Here is a 16832-nt window from a genome sequence, read left to right as displayed (position 1 = left end):
GGCCGGGTAGTCGACGTGATCTTGGCGATCGGGGATTCAAGACGATTACGAATATAGCTGGTCTGGGTAACATGTATCTGGCAATGGCCACAGGCTGGAACAATGTGGCCAAGAACGGTACGGGTCGCAATGGAGTTTATACCGACGCTCTGCTCCGGTACCTAAAACCTGGTGAAACGCTGGAAACTGTTTTTCAGCGGGCATCCGTAATGGTGAAGCAGCATACTCAATATGCCCAGAATCCGCAGTTGCTCACCGAATATGCGACCGATAATAAGATGACCTTTTAGTGTACGTCGTCAAATGAAAGTGGACAAATGGGGAAGAAAGGGAAGAGTCTGTCGATGGCTGCCCTTATTTTTGGAGCACAGTTCAATGTGACCTAGCTGCACCACCATCTAAGCAGTATGAAAACACTGCTACTCTATACCACTCTGTCCATGGCCAGACCGGATACCATCCTGAATGGCAGTAGATCATCATAAGACAATTCAATTCAAATGCGAAAACCAGGACCGTTCACATTTTCACCTCCACCGCTTCCGCCCATTCCTCGCCTGAACCGTTGCCGCCAGCGCAATCGTTAGCCAGTGGATCAGGTCCCGCTGGCGAGTCGTGCCTTTGGCATCAATCACCAGCCAGCCTTTTAGGATTTCCCAACCCTCCACCGTGAATGGACTCAAACATTTGGAACAAGCTGGTCCATCAACCAGCGTTTTTTTTCAAAGTCAGGACACCAACCGGATTTAGGGTTCAAACACATCACTCCAATCAATTGAAATGTCGGGAAGTGAATGAACCGAAAGCTGACCCGAGCCTGAGAGCTCCGCCGCTTTTTGAAACTGACTTCTCTCATTCAGTACATTGGCCACTATTCGCTTTTCCTCCGGCAAAACGACCCAGTAGTCTTTCACGCCAAAATATTGATAAAGGTCGTATTTAGCCCCCTGATCCACTGGTAAGGTACGGGAGTCGGTTACCTCTACGATCCATTCCGGGACGCCATGCCAGGCCCAGTCTGTAGTATAATTGGGCTCAGCTTTTTGGATCACATAAATATCGGGCATGACCAGATTGAAGCTCTGCTCTGCTTTCTCGTAGCCTAAAATTAACGCCAGGGGGAGCGTCCAGATGTCATAATTCGCTTTTTGCGAGGCCAATTGTTGATGCACCTGCATGCCCAAACGGCTAACCGTTGATTGATGCAGGGGCGATTTACCCAGACCGTTAAACGCTGTGCAGTAGCCTCCAATGAGTTCAACCCACTCACCAAATTCCCAGGTCAGATAATCCGCGTAGCTATATTGATGCGTTGGATCCAGTTGTGAAAAATCAGTGACGATATCCATGGTATACTGGCGAAAATTAAGAATGGTTAGGGTAAAAGTAACGGATTAGGTCCGGTTTCGGGATTCCACCCGCTGGATGTTTTCGTCGACCAGTTCATTGTACAGATGCAGGTAATTGCGCTCCAGGGTTCTCAGGTGCTGAATACCCAGAATCTTTTGCACGGCTTCGGTGCGGTAGCCTCGTAAAAGAAACAAGGCGCCGGCAGTCTTCCGGCAAATCTTGGTCGTCAGCCGGAAGTGCAAACCCAACTGCTGCTCGATGGCTTCCAGGTTGCGGTTGACTCGCTGAATCGTTACCGCTGGCCATTGCTGTGCCTGTTCCAGGAGCTGCCTGGCTTCGGGCAGGAGCGGAATGTGGGACACGCCCCAATCGGGTGGGGCCTGGTGGACCGATTGAAATTTCTGGCGCCGAATCACAATCTTCTCCCCGATGGGCAGCTGCACCAGGTAATCGGCCGGACTGCTCACCAACCGGACCGCATCCTTGAAATCCAAGCCTGTATAACAGCTCAGGAGTGCCCATTTGCGAACGGTATCCAGTTGATCAGGTAACGAAAGTTCTTCCAGTTGCCGCAGCTGAGTGGGTGATAAACACTGAACGATTTTGGCGGGCTGGGCCGTCAGGTGCCATTCTTTCCATTTGTTGTGTGAAAGCAGTTCATGTTCGACGGCGTACTTCAGCAGTTCCCGCAGTTGGCCGATGTAGCGGGAAGCGGAATCGACCGACAGTGGCCGCTGGCGCAGCCACTGGTAGTAGCTTTTCCCCCAGCCAATGGTCACCTGATTAATCGCAAAGTCCTGATTCTGTTTCCGATCAAGGTAGTCCTTCAACAGGTGATAGCCCCGGTTCCACTTGTATAAGGTGGATTGAGTCATTCGCTCGGGGAGCGGAACCTGGTTCAGTTGGGTCAGGTATTCTTCAAACAGGAATAGAAGCCGGATCGAAAGGGCTTCTCCGCTGCACCAATAGTGGCGAATCAAGGTTGCTGTAGGTACACGGCCCGACCGGCGCAGATTCAGCAGGATACCCCAGTGGTCCGCCCGGATATCGGAAAGGTACTGGTTAACCAGCCGGGCTTCACGAGTAGGTCCTTGAGCCTGTTGCCGGGCCGTATTCCAGAGGGAACGTAAGAGATAAATCCCCGATCCGTAGCATGGTACCGCCTGGTCGTCAATCACCAGTTGGCAGTGTAACTCATCGTACTCCAGGGCTGATGACTGGTGAAAAGCAAAGGTCAGGTTCAGACTGACCCGCCGGGGAGGAGAACTGGGAAAATCGCGGGAAGGTGGCGGCATATTAATAATGAGCTAAGGCAGGTTTAGGATTTGGGTTGTCAATTACCTCAGGCGAGGCAAATATATTCAATCCTCGGAATGGATTTGCCCCGAAATGGCTAGGTTTGCCACATGGATGCGATTACCCTGACCCCATCACTACCCATCCGAAAACGGGTACCCCTTTTCTTAACGTTTAGCCTTTCCCCACTAGGCGATCAGGCAGTCGACGAATTGCAGTGTCATCTTCGGGTGGATGGCAGTCCGGTGGAAGCATATGGTTCTGGCGTGCCCGTTCTCCGATCACTCTGGAACGATCAGCGCCAGTGTGCCGAGGGCACTTCTGCGGAAGCAATCATCGTCAACCAGTTGCTGTCGGATATTCGGGCGGGGCACTTGGCGATCCTTCAGGCCCTGATACGGGCGAAACGGCCCTGCACGACCGGGAATGTTAAAAGCTACTGGCTTGGTGGCGACCCCATTGCACCCCAGTTACTGCACACCTATGACGAGTACCTGACGAGCTTACAAACAATGCCAGAACCCGAGCGCCGGGCTAAAAGCACCTTGTATAAATGGGAGCTCAGTTACCGCTACCTGAGAAATTACCTGGTCGCCACCGGTCAGAATGATCTCTCTCTGAATGCGGTGACCATCGGCTGGGCCAAGAACTATTATCAGTGGCTGAGGCAACGGCCGCTGGCGATCAACTTTTCAACGGAACTGGTAGGCAATGTTCGGGAGGTTCTTCAGTTTGCGCTGGAAAACGAGCTGATGGACGAAAACAAGCTTAGTGCCCTCAAGCTAACTTGGCAGGGTGCCAAACCTATAACCTGTCTGTCGTTAACTCAACTCAAGGCGCTGGAGCAAATGACCTTGCCCAAACCGCTGGATATAGCCCGACACTGGGCGTTGCTAAGTTGTTATACGGGGCTGGATTATCCCGACGCAATTGCCATTGTCAGCAACCCCGCGCCGCATATTGTTCGGCTGCCTCAGGGGGATAAAATCGTCTGGCAGCGGCTGAAAGTCAAGCAGGTTCATCAGGCGTATCCGGAATGGGCGATTTGCCACATCCCCCTGTTAGCGGAAACGCGGGATTTATTGCCCCGAATGGGGCAGCTGCGGGCTCCGTCTTTCACCGGGCTAAACGAGAACCTGAAAAAGATCGAAACTCGACTGGAACTGGGCTTCCGGTTCACAACGAAAACATGCCGGAAGACTGCGGGTGCCCTGTTCATTCACCGGGGCTACCGGATGGAAGCGGTACAGAAGATTCTGGGGCTGAAGGATTTTCGCACGTTTCAGCGGCATTACCTGTCGACCTGGCAGGAGGTAGTCGATGATAACATGGAACGGTTGCAGGACTTTTAATAAACTATTAGGCAGTCCAAATCAACGGTTTTGAGACCGTCGAAAATACGCTCTCCCAACTCCCATAAGCTGAGGGTGGTAATCTCGTGCTGGGAATAGTAACCCGCCACTATTAGATTAGTTTGTTGACAATAAGCCAGCTCGCTGTTGGAATAAGCCTCTCCTTGATCCCAATTCAAGTCGAAAGTAACGTGACCATTCTCGGGATTAAAGAAAAGGGTGTAATGGGTTAAATCAAGGGAGCTAATACGTTCTGATCCTAGCCGGTTGAGAGCCATGTCGAAGGCTTTGGGCACTGTTTTGGCGATGGCGATGCATTCGAGTTGACGATCGATTACCTCTTTTTTCATATTGGCCCGAAGTTACAGCGTATCGGGCAATCAACCAATCTTATTTACGATGCACCAAAGCTTTAGGTGTTTTGTGAAGGCAGTACTAATAAGAATATTGGCGCTGAGATTGTATTTGCTTACGAAATCCGAGACGGTAGTAAGGATCACCATTAACCGCAGCAACAAATGAAGTTTGGTGTCAATACTACTAACCTGCTAAATTGAAAAGAAGTACTAAATGTAAACAACCCGGCTCCTGAAAGAAACCGGGTTGTTTACATTATTAGAAATTCAATTCCCCCAAATACGAGGGTCAGAAATCCGGCTTCGGTTTTCTTCACAAAAACGGGCAAAGTCCTCGACGCCATGCAATAGATCAGTAAAGTTATAGCTGCTGATGTGATACACTTCGCGGTAAACTCGGTGAAAGTCTGTAATCAGGTATTCCATCGTTGTACATTGACCTCGTAATGCGTAGAGGTACAGGTTTTGGTAGGACATCATATACCGGGGCTCGGCGTAATGACCCGTTGTTTTAATGTCAATCACCCGCCCATCCCCAACCACATCGGCTTTCCCATAGACCCGGATACCTTGGTGTTCAAACTCCACAAATTGCTGAGTGGTAGCATAGGCAGGCAGGTAGTGGGTCATCTCATCCAATATCTCTGCATTGTACCCTTCAACGGTCTGTCCACCAGCATATCGGATTAAAGCATCTTCAAAGTCAAGGCCCGCCAGTTGGGCTTCTGTTTTAGGAATAATAACCCGATTGATTCGATCCAGTAGATCCTCAACCTCGATCATTCCTTGTTGGTATTTACCCCAGTCGTTTAACAGACTAGGGTAAACCTGAAGTCGAAGCCCACTCATGCCGCTGAAGCTAATGGGGTGGCTGATTCTACGTACTGCTTGCTTTCTTTGTCAAATTCGCACGCTAATTCTGCCGCTTTGGTACTGACCAACTGAGCTGCCACGGTTCGGCCATTCAGCAGGAACTCCCGCTTTTTGATCGTTTCCATGGCATCGTTTAAGCCACTGCACGTTTGCACACTATCAAGCAGCAACTGTACATCTGCCATTTGCTCCCGATGCCGTTTAACGTCTTCCGTTTCCTGGTTGATTGCAGCATAGTAGGTAGTGAAAATCGTGGCCAGTGGCATTTTACCCGTCTCGATTCGATCAGGAAGACCACACGTATTTTTTCCATAATGGCGATCGGTCGGAGAGAAAGCCACGGTAGATATATTATTATACATTTCCATGTAGCCCACCAAATCCATATCTTTAATAACTACCCCTAAATTTGAACCGACAATATCGGGTCGAATAGTAACCTCATCACCATTGCGATTCTCCTTGTCGTGGGCGACGAACACCAGATTCTTACCCATTACTGATACCCGGCCCACAAACTGCTTGAAGAGCACATTCAACGCTCCGTAGCCTTGCTGAGTCAGGTTGCCATCACGTCGCTTCATACGCCCATCCTGCCGGATAACGTATTCAGCCGCATAATCAAGCATTTTAGAAACAGTATCAAAAATCAGACTATCATATGCACGAATATCTTCGTTCAATACCTGGCTGATGTCTTCCCAGCAGGAAACTTCGATATAGTCCTCCCGGTATTGGGGAGCAACCCGCCGAATACCGCCATCACAATCAATCAAGAGCGGTCGGGGGGCCGTAAAGGCGTAAGAGGTTTTTCGAACACCAGGCTGTCCAAACAGGAGCGTTCGAATGGATTTGACGGTAATAGGGTCGTGTGCTTTTTTAATCAAAAGTGGCATAGCCGTTCGTTAGTAGTACTTTTTAAACAAATTCTTTTGGCAGACTGGTTCCGGTTTAGAAGTTAAACATGAAGAAAGTTTAATTGGATTGTGTACAGAATATAAAGACGTTAACGAAGGGGAATATCTTTAAATAAAGGTATTGAAAACTCAGCGCATGCTCCGGAATCGCAGTGTCAAAGACCTTAAATTGCAGATACCGAATATCCAGGCTTGAAAGAAGCAAAGCCTTTTTTGTCGGTTTTGTCAGTTGGTAGCCCTTCGTATTTGAGAAAAAGGTAATCCACAATTCCCTTTTAGGGTCGCATTTGAGCGACAACCTCGGCCCAAGGCTCGTGCCGGAGATGATGCACCTGCATGTTAGTTGACCGGCATTCTCCACGCGCTATTCATTGGAATCCACTTCGGATTAGATGTCGTTTGGTTTGGAACACCTACCGGACCTAGCTTTGGCAGCTATTTTAACATCAATCCTAGTTATTGTTTTCACACCATGAAACGCTCTACCTTCCTGTCCACACTGGCACTGATGGGCCCCGCTGCGATGCTATCCTGTCAAAATGATCTGGGACCACTGCCCGAGCTGTCAGCTAGCCATCTCGGTGACGCATCGGCTCGCGGCAATGCCGAAATACCTGAAAAGTACACCCTCGTCAAAGATGGTAATGCTAACCTTTTATATCAAAAAGGAATGCTCAAAAAGGTCATTTTGGATACCATTCCCGGAATCGCTGGGGAGAGCTATCCCAATGCACAGGTCATCGAATACGAATATCATGGCGATAATGAATATGGACTCATTTACCGCAATACTTATATCGGCGGCAAATTGGTGCATAAAGTGGTCAATAATCTCACCAACCAGCGTTGCAATGAAACGTTTGAGTATGTGTATAATCAAGAGGGAGTAAAGCAAACTTTCACCAGTGGCCATTTCACATCACGGTATGATACGAAAGGGTTGTTGAGGAAAAAGCAATATTATCATCAGGATCAGTTTATCGGCTATATCTATGACAATGCGGGAGAGAAGCTGCTCCGGGTCGAATGCAAGGACATTTTAAAATGGTACTCAGGTACCGTCAAGATGTATTCGATCAATTTTAAGTACGATGATCGGAATCCGATTGAAAATCGTAGCAATCTGAATCTGAGACTGGACGGCTTTCCTTATTTTACTCCGTTTACGGATGAATACCTACCCATCTTTGGCACCTCGGTAAAATATTTACCAAATGAGGTATATACTGAAAATGGCGAAATCCATTTAGCCTTTAAGTATAAATTAAATGATGCGGGGTATGTCATCCAAAAGGAGACGACTGACCTTATAAACCGGGTTGTCACAACGAAAAACTACGACTATTTGGTCACTCCTCAGTAAAGATGGGGTTTGGCATTAAAGTTAGACTAATCTACGTGTAATTTCATTGGAACTCGCAATCGACCTATTGATTTTGGTTCAGCAGGTTTCAGGTTCGATTCCCGCCAGGATAACAATTATCAGCATTTCAAAGAGGCCAGCTCCACCGCGAGCGGAAAAGTTACCGTTCCGATTGCTATGTGGAAGGTGATCGTCGAAATACCCGTAGGAAGAAATAAAGGTCTCAGCCTTACCAGCGCACAGACGCGTAATGTTGCAGTCAAGATACCTTACCAATGCGGTTGGTGATCTACCCTGGAGTAGTTATTGGGTCAGCGTAGATGCCAATGATGGCAAAACAGGGTAAGATTGACTGCCCAATGTACCGGATGAAGTTGACTCGGTGATCGAGTAGCAGGCTGATGAGATCGTGCAGGCTATGGGGTCATTGCTTGTTACAGTTTCAACATTTCCAGTTTTTATTGAAAATTTTAATCAGTAACCCAATATTGCAACCATTTTGCAACCAAGACTTCAAAAAATCAAATAACCCACTCTAAATGAGTGGGTTATAAAGAAGGCTTGCAGAGGAAGAGGGATTCGAACCCCCGGACCTGTTACAGTCAACAGTTTTCAAGACTGCCGCGATCGACCACTCCGCCATTCCTCTTTGGTCACTAATGTGGGTGCAAAAGTAAGACGGTTTTTTTATTTTCCCAACAGACTTCACCAAAATCCGTATTTTTTCCTTTCGATCGTCTAACTTGCCGCCACACAAACAAATCGGGCGCAATCCCGTTGGAACGGTTATGTGGACAGAAGAAAACAACCAGCTCACCCGAACCTTCACGTTCGCGGATTTCAGCGAAGCCTTCGGGTTTATGACCCGCGTGGCCCTCATCGCCGAGAAAATGGACCACCATCCCGAGTGGACCAATACCTATAACAAAGTCACGTTCCGGCTCAGCACCCACGACGCGGGCGACACGGTAACGGACAAAGACCGGGAACTGGCGAAAGCGATCGACTCAATTTTGAATGCGTGACTGATCGAATGAGTGAATAGCTTCGTAGGATTTTGATGCCGGCAGCGCTATTCACTCATTCGATCAGTCACGCATTCACTCATTCAAAAAAATGAAGCTCTACCTCGTACCCACCCCGATTGGAAATTTAGATGACATCACGCTGCGGGCGGTGAATGTGCTCAAGTCGGTGGATGCCGTGCTGGCGGAAGATACGCGCACCTCCGGGGTGCTGCTCAAACACCTCCAGATCAGCAAACCGCTCCACAGCTACCATATTTTTAATGAACACCAGACCGTTCAGCGCGTGATTGCCCAGCTCAAAACCGGCAAAACGCTGGCGCTGGTGTCGGATGCCGGAACGCCCGCCATCTCGGACCCCGGTTTTCTGCTGGTGCGCGAGTGTATCAAAAATGACATTCCGGTCGAGTGCCTGCCCGGCCCAACGGCCTTTGTTCCGGCGCTGGTCAACTCCGGTTTGCCCGCCGACCGGTTTACGTTCGAGGGCTTTCTGCCCCACAAAAAAGGCCGGCAAACCCGGCTCGGCGAACTGGCGGAAGAAAGCCGCACGATGATTTTCTACGAATCGCCCCATCGACTGATCAAATCACTGACGCAGTTTGCCGAAGTCTTCGGCCCCGACCGCCCCGCCAGCGTCTCGCGCGAGCTGACAAAACTGTTTGAAGAAACCGTTCGCGGTACGATACAGGAAATAATTACGTACTTTGCCGAAAAAACAATCAAAGGTGAAATTGTCATTGTCGTCCAGGGGAAATAAAAAAGAAGGAGGAAAGGAGGAGAGGCTTAAAGGAAGATTCTACTCTTTCGGCATATTCATCATTTCCTTCCTCCTGTCTTCCCTCCCTCCCTTCCTCCTTTCTTCCACCGCCCAGACCCTTTCCCCGCAGGCCAAGGTTAGCCTGATCACGGTTTCGCCGGGGCCGGAACTGTACTCGTCGTTTGGACATACGGCGCTCTGGATCAGTGACCCGATGTATGGGCTCGACCGGGTGTATAACTACGGTACGTTCGATTTCCGGACCGGCAATTTCTACATCAAATTCCTGCGCGGAACCCTTCCTTATATTCTTTCCGTGCATTCGATGAGTGCCATGATCTACGCATCGCAGGAAGAAAACCGCTCCGTGAAAGAACAGATTCTGAACCTGTCGGCCGCGCAAAAACAACGGATTTTTGAATTACTCGAAACCAATTACCGCCCCGAAAACCGGGAATACCGCTACAAATTTTATTACGACAACTGTTCCACCCGCCCGCGCGACATGCTCGCCAAAACCTGCGGGGATAGTCTGCGGTTTCTGAACGTCGTGGATTCCACCCTCTCCTACCGCGACTGGATGAACAGGTACCTGACGAATCAGACCTGGGCGCGGATGGGCATGAACCTCGGCATCGGCTATCCGGCGGATATCCAGGCATCCAGCTGGCAGGCGATGTACCTGCCCGACAACGTCTTCGACGAAGCCGAAAAGGCGCAGCTCAAAACCGCCGACGGCAAGGAAACGCCCCTGGTGGCCAATTCGCTGTTTCTGTTTCGGGCCACCACCGCCGACGAAAGCAATGCGTTCCTGACCTACCTGCTGTCGCCGGATTTCTTTTTCGCGGTTTTGCTGGTGGTGGTTTTCCTGATCACCCGGCGCCAGCGAAAACGCCGGGAAAATGGTTTCTGGCTCGACCGGCTCCTGTTTGGGTTCGTCGGCGTCTGGGGCTGGTTTCTGGTGTTCCTCTGGTTCGGCACCGACCACGGCGTAACGACCTGGAATCCGGCTCTGCTATTCATTATGCCGCTGCACATTCCACTCATTTTCTGGGTGACGCGCCAACGCAATCCTCAAACCATCCGAACCTATTTTTTGTTGACGATGGTGGGACTGGTGGCCTTCTTTTTGTACGCCTTTTTCCAGGATTATCTCTACGGTTTTACTTTCTTTTTACTAACCTTATTGTTTCGCGCGTTTTACCAGTATCGCTCAGCCTCCACCCAAATCGCCCAGACATCGTATGTTAGGTCCTGATCTCCAATTGGCGGGTTTGTCCCGGCAAATTAATGACATAGCGAAAAAAGCCGGGGAATTTATCCGGCAGGAAAGCCGCCTGTTTTCGCGCGAAAAGATTGAATACAAAGACTTTAATAACCTGGTTTCGTACGTCGACAAGGAGGCCGAAAAGATGATTGTCGAAGCCTTGCAAAAGCTGCTGCCCGAAGCCGGTTTCATTACGGAAGAAGGCACGACGGGGCAGAACGCCGACCGCACCGGCCTGACCTGGATCATCGACCCGCTCGACGGTACCGCCAATTTCATTCACGGTTTACCGGTTTTTTCAGTCAGTATTGGATTGGCCGATGGCAAGAACCCGCTGGCCGGAACGGTTTACGACATCAACCGCGACGAATGTTACCACGCCCGGTTGGGGGGGGGCGCCTGGTGTTCGCGGAACGGCGGAGTCGACGAGCGCATTCGCGTTTCGCCCGCAACCCGGCTCCACGAAAGCATGGTGGCCACCGGTTTTCCGTACGCCAGCATGGACCGCATCGAGCGGTATCTGGCCATTCTGGCATCGCTCATGCTGCGGACGCACGGATTGCGCCGGATGGGTTCGGCCGCCATCGACCTGGCCTACGTGGCCTGCGGGCGGTTTGAGGCTTTTTACGAATTTAACCTGAACTCCTGGGACATGGCCGCCGGGGTCCTGCTCGTACGTGAAGCGGGCGGCATCGTCACCGACTTCCGCGGGGGCGACGAATTCCTGTTCCGGGGCGACGTTCTGGCCGGTTGCGCCATGCAACCCGAACTCCTGGCCGTCATCGAAGAATACTGGAACAATGAAGGCACCCTGCCCATTCCACCACCGGTAAAGTAACGGTTTACGGTTTACGGTTTTTAGTAGCCGACGCATGTTGACAACACCAGACTTAGCTCCTTGAGGAAAAAGTATGCGTCAGTCCCGGCGGGGAACCGCACCGAAAACCGAATACCGCAAACCGAATTCCCATTTATCCATGCTCCCCATCGTCTTCATCCATTCCGGTTATCAGTCGTATCTGGAGTATAGCCTGCGGCAATGTCGGCTGGCAAATCCAGAGTCGGCGGTGTATGTGCTGGGGGATGATGCGAATAAAAACCGCTTCCCGTTTGTCACGCACGTGCCGATTGCTGCGCTGAATCCGGAAAAATCGGACCTTTTCACGCAAAATTATATCCACCGCTCCACCAACCCGGAATGGTATGAACGGTTGTGTTTTGTGCGCTGGTTTTACGTGCTGGCGTTTATGGAAGAACGTCAGTTGGACACGGTTTTTGTGGCCGATTCGGATGTGATGCTTTATAAAAATCTGGGGCAATATACCGCCTGGAAAAACCGCAGGCCGAATCAGCAGTCGGCGTATTGTCTGGCGGAATACCCGACTGCGAACCCGTATAGCTGGCAGGCTTCGGCCCATTCTTCCTTCTGGACCCGGCAAGGCATTGCCGATTTCTGCGATTATTTATTGTTGACGTACCAGACCCAAGACAATCAAAACCGTCTGGAAGCGAAGTGGCAGTATCACCAGCAAAACAAGCAGGCCGGGGGTGTTTCCGACATGGCGCTGCTGTATCTCTATGCCGCCGACTATCCCGATCGGGTGATTAATCTGCTGAAGCCGTCGGCAACACCGGGGCAGCCGACCCCGGACGTGTTCGATCTGAACATCAGTATTTCCAGCAACCGGCTGGCCGATGAGTTTGAACTGGATGGCAACCACCTGAAAAAAGTGATGTGGAAGCCTTCGAATTACGAAGGATATAACCGGGTATTAAATCAAAATTGTATCTTTAACTCCCTCCATTTTCAGGGGCTGAGTAAACAGTTCATTCACCGGTATTACCAGGGAACCGATTTGCGGCTGCACCGGATCGGTCAGGAAGTAGCGCAGCGGTTTTCACCGGTTTTGCAACGTGTTCATCGACTGAAAAATGGGTTGAAGCGTCTTTTAACTTCCTGAGCTATGCCCGAAAACATCGACCTCCGCTACCCCATTGGCGAATTTACGTACGGTCAGACGTATACGTTCGACCAAACGCAGGAACACCTTGCGGCCATTGCGGTTTTTCCCCACAACCTGACCGAACTGGTCGGACGCTGGGGTGACAGTCGGCTCGACACGCCCTACCGGCCCGGCGGCTGGACGGTCCGGCAGTTGGTTCACCACGTGGCCGACAGCCACCTGAATGCCTACGTTCGCACCAAACTCGCACTGACGGAGGACGTTCCGACGATCAAACCATACGAAGAACAGGATTGGGCCAAACTGCCCGACTATACGCTTTCCGTAGCCCCCTCGCTGGTCATTCTGAGCAATTTACATCAGCGCTGGGTTATGGTGTTGAACTCCCTGACTGAAAAAGAGCTTCAGCGGCACTATTTTCACCCGGCCAGTCAAATCCGGTTTTCGCTTTCCGAAGCCATCGCCAACTACGCCTGGCACGGCGAACACCACTACCAGCACGCGTACCAACTCGCCGTCAGGAACCATTGGGTATAATTAAAAGTTAAAAATGAAAAGTTGGCGATACCGCCCTCGTTTTAATTCTTACTTTTTAACTGAATGGTTCAGGAACTCATCATCGGCCTTATTTTTCTCGCTGCGCTGGCATATCTGGGCTGGCGGGCCTGGAAAAGTTTGTTCAGGACAGAAGCCGGTTGTTCGAAGGGTTGCGGGTGCAGTGCAGATTCCAGCGTGTCATCGGCTAACAAATCAGGGCGGTTACCAGTTAATTAACTGGTAATACGTATTCCTGGCCAACCTATGACGCGTGACGCAAGTGAACAAAACCGTCTCCCTTTTTATCTAATCCGTGCCACCTTGCTGGCCGTGTTGCTGGCGGGCGCGTGTTCCTGCAAACGAGTCAGACCCGAACCGCCCGCTGCCCGAAATTTCGATGACTCACTCCAAGTCGATAGTTCCTACATTAGTGCGCCAATCCGGTTTGACATTACCGATTTAGAAGGAAAAATCAACAAAGCGTTGGGTCGGGTGCTGGTTGAAAATGCCCAGATCAAAAGTGGCATTTCCCGCCCCATTTACATTCGTATTGAACGATCCGCCCCAATCAGGCTGGCTTTTGACGGCAACCGGCTCACCTTCGGAGCGTCGTTGAAAATCTGGATCAGCAATCCGCTCCGGCTGAGCAACAACCCCAAAGATACGTCCAACCGGGTCTACAGTGCGCTGGAGGTTCGTTTTCGCAGTCCCCTAACGGTTCGAAATGACTGGCGAATGGAAACCAATGTTGAGTTGGAGCATTACCGCTGGATTACGGAGCCCCAGATCCGGTTGTTAGGCATCAACATTCCCGTTACCAAACTGGCCGATCACATTCTGAAGAAACGGGAAAATGGCATTGAAAACGCCATCGACAAAGCGGTTTTTAATGAACTCCGTCTCGATCGTGAACTGCAAACCGTTTGGCGGGATATCCAGAAACCGCTGCTCATCAACCGCGCCTACCAGGAAGTCTGGCTTCGGCCCCGGCCTTTTGCCGTGCTGGTTGGCCCGATTCGCGGCAACCCGACTTCGATCATCATTCCCATGCGGATCAAACTGGCCATCGACTCAAAATTTGGTTCAAAACCGGTTTACGACCCGAATCCTCAATTACCGCGTTTGCAAAAAGTGGCTTTTCTGCCGATGATTTCGCACCTCAATCTATTGAGTCGCATTCCGTACCATCAGATGAGTGCGGTGTTGAACCAATTTATTACCGGTAAAAAATTTGATATTGTCAATCACCTTGTCGACATTGAAAAAGTGAGCGTTTACGGGAGTGATCACGCGCTGATTGTGCGAACCGACATCAAGGGCGCCATTGCGGGGACCCTGTATTTCCGGGGGCGACCAGCCTTCGATACCCTCCGCAATGAACTCGTTATGCAAAACATCGATTACGACATGCAAACCGAACAGTCACTGGCGAAAGTGGCCGACTGGCTACTGCACGACACCCTGAAAGACACCGTGCAAGCCGCCATGAAAATGCCGTTGCAGGAATATTTCACCCTGATTCCCAACCGGATTGAGACCGCTTTTGCCAAGGCGAAAGTGGGTCGAAAAGCCCGGATCGACATTCCGAAATTTCAGTTGAGTCCAAAAGCCATCGCCGTTCGGCCCGACGGATTATACATTCTTCTCCACGCCGATGCCGCCATGATTCTTGAAGTAGTTAATTTGTAAATTGACCATTGACGATCGACCATTGACCATCGTCAGCCGTCAATGGTCGATCGTCAACTAAAACTACTCATGAAACCCGAAAAAAGAGAACCGGAGCAATACGTCGATTTAGGACATAGCGATATTGAAAACCACCTGAAAACGCAGGTGGCACTCTACGAAAAACGGCTAAAAGAAGGCACGGCGGCTAACAAAGTGGCCGCGTTTTTTGCCACCAACCTGCTGGGATTTGCCTATCATTACCTCAAAAGCCGGTTTGGTCCGAAAGCGGAATACCAGTTTTATCCCCGCAACGGCGACGACGGCATTTACCCGATTCATACCTATACCGACTCCGTAACACTCGCGCTGGTCTCGGATTGGGCCACCGACACGCCCGAATCCGACCGGATCGGCGCTTTGATCCGCGATTACGATCCCGATTATACGATTCACCTCGGCGACATTTATTTTGTCGGAACTCCGCAGGAAGTAGCGGACAATTTCACCAATCCCGACGCATCCTGGCACTTCGGCAAACACGGCAGTCTGGCGCTGTCGGGCAACCACGAGATGTACTCCAACGGCACGGCTTATTTTAAAAAACTGCTGCCCGAAATGAAAATCCGCAAAGGCCACGAAGTGGCGACGCAGCAGGCCGGTTTTTTCTGTCTGGAAAATGAACACTGGCGCATCATCGGCCTCGATACGGGTTATAACTCAACGAACCGGCCTTTTCTGGAAGTGTTGTTCAAACCCGACTGCAACCTGCGAAAGGAACTGATCAACTGGCTGAAAGAGGTTGTCAGGCTGGGCAATCCCGACGACAAACGCGGCATTATTTTCCTGAGTCATCACCCCTATTTCTCTTCGTTCCGCGACGATCATCCGGTCGTCGGGCGGCAACTGAAGGAGGTTTTCGGCGCGGCCGAGCGACCGGTTTTGTGGTTTTGGGGCCACGAACACCGGCTGTCTTTTTACAATAAATACGGTTTTTCGGACGGTATTCAGGCCTGGGGACGGTGCGTGGGCCACGGCGGGATGCCCGTCGAAACCGATCCGCCGGATCGCGGCCATCTGGGGCAGCTGCTGTTTTACGATCAGCGGGTTCGAGAACGCATCCGCCGTCGCGATGTAGGTTACAACGGCTTCGCCCTCCTGAGCCTGAACGGCCCCGCCATCGACATCAACTACATCGACCAGACCAACAAAACCGTCATCGCCGAACGCTGGAAAGTCGACGAAGCAGGTGGTTTGTCCTCCGAAATTCTGGAAGTGCACCCGGAAGTGACCAAGTATTGACTATGATTGCGGTGATTAACTTTGATTACGGTGGTTTTGAATGATAAAAGTGATTGTTCGAACAGTCTCAGTCTCATGTCATCACTTTTAGTATCTTATTCATCAGCCTTTTGTCATTTAAATCATAGTTAATCACCCCAATCATAGTCACCCTTTCCACCGCCACAAATACCGCGACGCCAGCGAGCGGTGGGGACGCCAGGGTTCGGCGATTTCGTGCAGGCGTTTGTAGAGCGCGCGACCGGTTTCGGTCAGCCCATAGGCTTTGACCATCCGCTGCCGGATCACCAGGTCATCAATCGGGAACACATCGGGGCGGTTCAGCACAAACATGAGCAGCATTTCGACCGTCCAGCGGCCTACGCCCTTGATGGGCAGCAAATATTGCACAATTTCCTCATCAGTTAGCGCACTCAAATAAGCGACGGACATCGGGTTTTCCAGGGCAAAAGCGGCCACGCTTTGCAGGTATACCAATTTCTGGCCCGACAGTCCGGCGCTCCGCAGCTCTTCCGCCGATTTGGCAACCAACTGGTCGGGATGCGGATAGCCGTCCGGGAATAAGGCGAGAAACCGGGTAAAAATGGACTCGGCGGCTTTGACCGAAATCTGTTGGGAGACGATGCTTTCCAGCAGCGCCAGGTAAATGCGGTTTTTCGCGGGATCTTCTTCGTAGTCGAAAGCGACTTTCGGTTCGGGTGTCGATTCAATGATTTTCTTCAGAATCAAATCCCGGGAGAGGTGAGCAAGCGGCATAGTAAAACGACTTCTTTCTGGTCATTCAATGACCACTAAAGATCGGGAA

19 protein-coding genes and 1 tRNA gene are annotated in these 16832 nt (G+C 50.9%); 12 read left to right on the top strand and 8 right to left on the bottom strand.

Translation table 11 applies throughout. The features are described from left to right. A partial coding sequence (locus tag EHT25_RS20940) for a caspase family protein (protein WP_148095902.1) occupies positions 1-290 on the top strand: 290 nt, incomplete at its 5' end. A 237-nt stretch (positions 291-527) separates the two neighbouring features. On the opposite strand, the gene EHT25_RS32745 is transcribed toward EHT25_RS20940, so the two are convergent. The 3 genes from EHT25_RS32745 to EHT25_RS20930 form a co-directional block, all read right to left on the bottom strand. Beyond that, entirely contained in the window at positions 528-683 is a 156-nt protein-coding gene (locus EHT25_RS32745; protein ID WP_185731432.1) for a hypothetical protein, read from the bottom strand. Positions 684-746: 63 nt separating this feature from the next. Continuing rightward, positions 747-1349 (bottom strand): Uma2 family endonuclease, encoded by a 603-nt coding sequence (locus EHT25_RS20935; RefSeq protein WP_124877063.1) that lies wholly within the window; start codon positions 1347-1349, stop codon positions 747-749. A 45-nt stretch (positions 1350-1394) separates the two neighbouring features. Beyond that, complete coding sequence (locus EHT25_RS20930; RefSeq protein ID WP_124877062.1) at positions 1395-2645, bottom strand: tyrosine-type recombinase/integrase; 1251 nt, start codon at positions 2643-2645, stop codon at positions 1395-1397. A gap of 111 nt (positions 2646-2756) precedes the next feature. Here EHT25_RS20930 and EHT25_RS20925 point away from each other — a divergent pair, with 111 nt between their 5' ends. Beyond that, on the top strand, positions 2757-3998 hold the full coding sequence (locus EHT25_RS20925; protein WP_124877061.1) for a phage integrase SAM-like domain-containing protein: 1242 nt from the start codon (positions 2757-2759) through the stop codon (positions 3996-3998). Here EHT25_RS20925 and EHT25_RS20920 read toward each other — a convergent pair. The 3 genes from EHT25_RS20920 to EHT25_RS20910 all read right to left on the bottom strand — a co-directional run bounded on the left by EHT25_RS20920 (position 3995) and on the right by EHT25_RS20910 (position 6123). Then, on the bottom strand, positions 3995-4348 hold the full coding sequence (locus tag EHT25_RS20920) for a hypothetical protein (protein WP_124877060.1): 354 nt from the start codon (positions 4346-4348) through the stop codon (positions 3995-3997). The genes EHT25_RS20925 and EHT25_RS20920 overlap by 4 nt on opposite strands. A 273-nt stretch (positions 4349-4621) precedes the next feature. Further along, a complete protein-coding gene (locus tag EHT25_RS20915; protein ID WP_124877059.1) occupies positions 4622-5203 on the bottom strand; it encodes a PD-(D/E)XK nuclease family protein in 582 nt (193 codons plus the stop codon). After that, positions 5200-6123 carry an ATP-binding protein gene (locus tag EHT25_RS20910; protein ID WP_124877058.1) on the bottom strand — a complete coding sequence of 308 codons (924 nt, stop codon included), beginning with the start codon at positions 6121-6123 and terminating at the stop codon, positions 5200-5202. Before EHT25_RS20910 ends, EHT25_RS20915 begins: the two co-directional genes overlap by 4 nt. A 493-nt stretch (positions 6124-6616) precedes the next feature. On the opposite strand from EHT25_RS20910, the gene EHT25_RS20905 reads away from it, so the two are divergent. Further along, the gene (locus tag EHT25_RS20905) at positions 6617-7507 is read left to right on the top strand and encodes a hypothetical protein (RefSeq protein ID WP_124877057.1); all 891 of its coding nucleotides are present in this window, start codon (positions 6617-6619) and stop codon (positions 7505-7507) included. A 564-nt stretch (positions 7508-8071) separates the two neighbouring features. Here EHT25_RS20905 and EHT25_RS20900 read toward each other — a convergent pair. Continuing rightward, positions 8072-8156: transfer RNA gene (locus EHT25_RS20900), tRNA-Ser, on the bottom strand. A 139-nt stretch (positions 8157-8295) separates the two neighbouring features. Here EHT25_RS20900 and EHT25_RS20895 point away from each other — a divergent pair. The 9 genes from EHT25_RS20895 (at position 8296) to EHT25_RS20855 (ending at position 16027) form a co-directional block, all read left to right on the top strand. Then, positions 8296-8532: a 4a-hydroxytetrahydrobiopterin dehydratase gene (locus EHT25_RS20895; protein ID WP_124877056.1), complete on the top strand. Its 237-nt coding sequence runs from the start codon at positions 8296-8298 to the stop codon at positions 8530-8532. 91 nt (positions 8533-8623) lie between these two features. Then, complete coding sequence (gene rsmI, locus EHT25_RS20890) at positions 8624-9289, top strand: 16S rRNA (cytidine(1402)-2'-O)-methyltransferase (protein WP_124877055.1); 666 nt, start codon at positions 8624-8626, stop codon at positions 9287-9289. Next, the gene (locus EHT25_RS20885) at positions 9258-10547 is read left to right on the top strand and encodes a lipoprotein N-acyltransferase Lnb domain-containing protein (RefSeq protein WP_185731431.1); all 1290 of its coding nucleotides are present in this window, start codon (positions 9258-9260) and stop codon (positions 10545-10547) included. The genes rsmI and EHT25_RS20885 overlap by 32 nt, the downstream gene beginning before the upstream one ends. Next, the gene (locus tag EHT25_RS20880) at positions 10534-11394 is read left to right on the top strand and encodes an inositol monophosphatase family protein (RefSeq protein ID WP_124877053.1); all 861 of its coding nucleotides are present in this window, start codon (positions 10534-10536) and stop codon (positions 11392-11394) included. Before EHT25_RS20885 ends, EHT25_RS20880 begins: the two co-directional genes overlap by 14 nt. Before the next feature lie 139 nt (positions 11395-11533). Further along, positions 11534-12517, top strand: a complete 984-nt coding sequence (locus EHT25_RS20875) for a hypothetical protein (protein ID WP_124877052.1) — start codon at positions 11534-11536, stop codon at positions 12515-12517. 3 nt (positions 12518-12520) lie between these two features. Further along, entirely contained in the window at positions 12521-13057 is a 537-nt protein-coding gene (locus EHT25_RS20870) for a YfiT family bacillithiol transferase (RefSeq protein WP_124877051.1), read from the top strand. 63 nt (positions 13058-13120) lie between these two features. Continuing rightward, a complete protein-coding gene (locus EHT25_RS20865) occupies positions 13121-13294 on the top strand; it encodes a FeoB-associated Cys-rich membrane protein (RefSeq protein ID WP_124877050.1) in 174 nt (57 codons plus the stop codon). 27 nt (positions 13295-13321) lie between these two features. Beyond that, positions 13322-14746 carry a DUF4403 family protein gene (locus EHT25_RS20860; RefSeq protein ID WP_124877049.1) on the top strand — a complete coding sequence of 475 codons (1425 nt, stop codon included), beginning with the start codon at positions 13322-13324 and terminating at the stop codon, positions 14744-14746. Positions 14747-14815: 69 nt separating this feature from the next. Beyond that, the gene (locus EHT25_RS20855; protein ID WP_229311695.1) at positions 14816-16027 is read left to right on the top strand and encodes a metallophosphoesterase family protein; all 1212 of its coding nucleotides are present in this window, start codon (positions 14816-14818) and stop codon (positions 16025-16027) included. Between the two features lie 147 nt (positions 16028-16174). Here the strand turns inward: EHT25_RS20855 and EHT25_RS20850 are convergent, their stop codons facing one another. Continuing rightward, on the bottom strand, positions 16175-16783 hold the full coding sequence (locus EHT25_RS20850; RefSeq protein ID WP_124877047.1) for a DNA-3-methyladenine glycosylase family protein: 609 nt from the start codon (positions 16781-16783) through the stop codon (positions 16175-16177). Positions 16784-16832 lie beyond the last annotated feature (49 nt).

The organism is Larkinella rosea (assembly GCF_003858635.1).
In the GTDB taxonomy this organism is placed as follows: domain Bacteria; phylum Bacteroidota; class Bacteroidia; order Cytophagales; family Spirosomataceae; genus Larkinella; species Larkinella rosea.
This window is presented reverse-complemented; position numbering and strand designations above follow the sequence as displayed.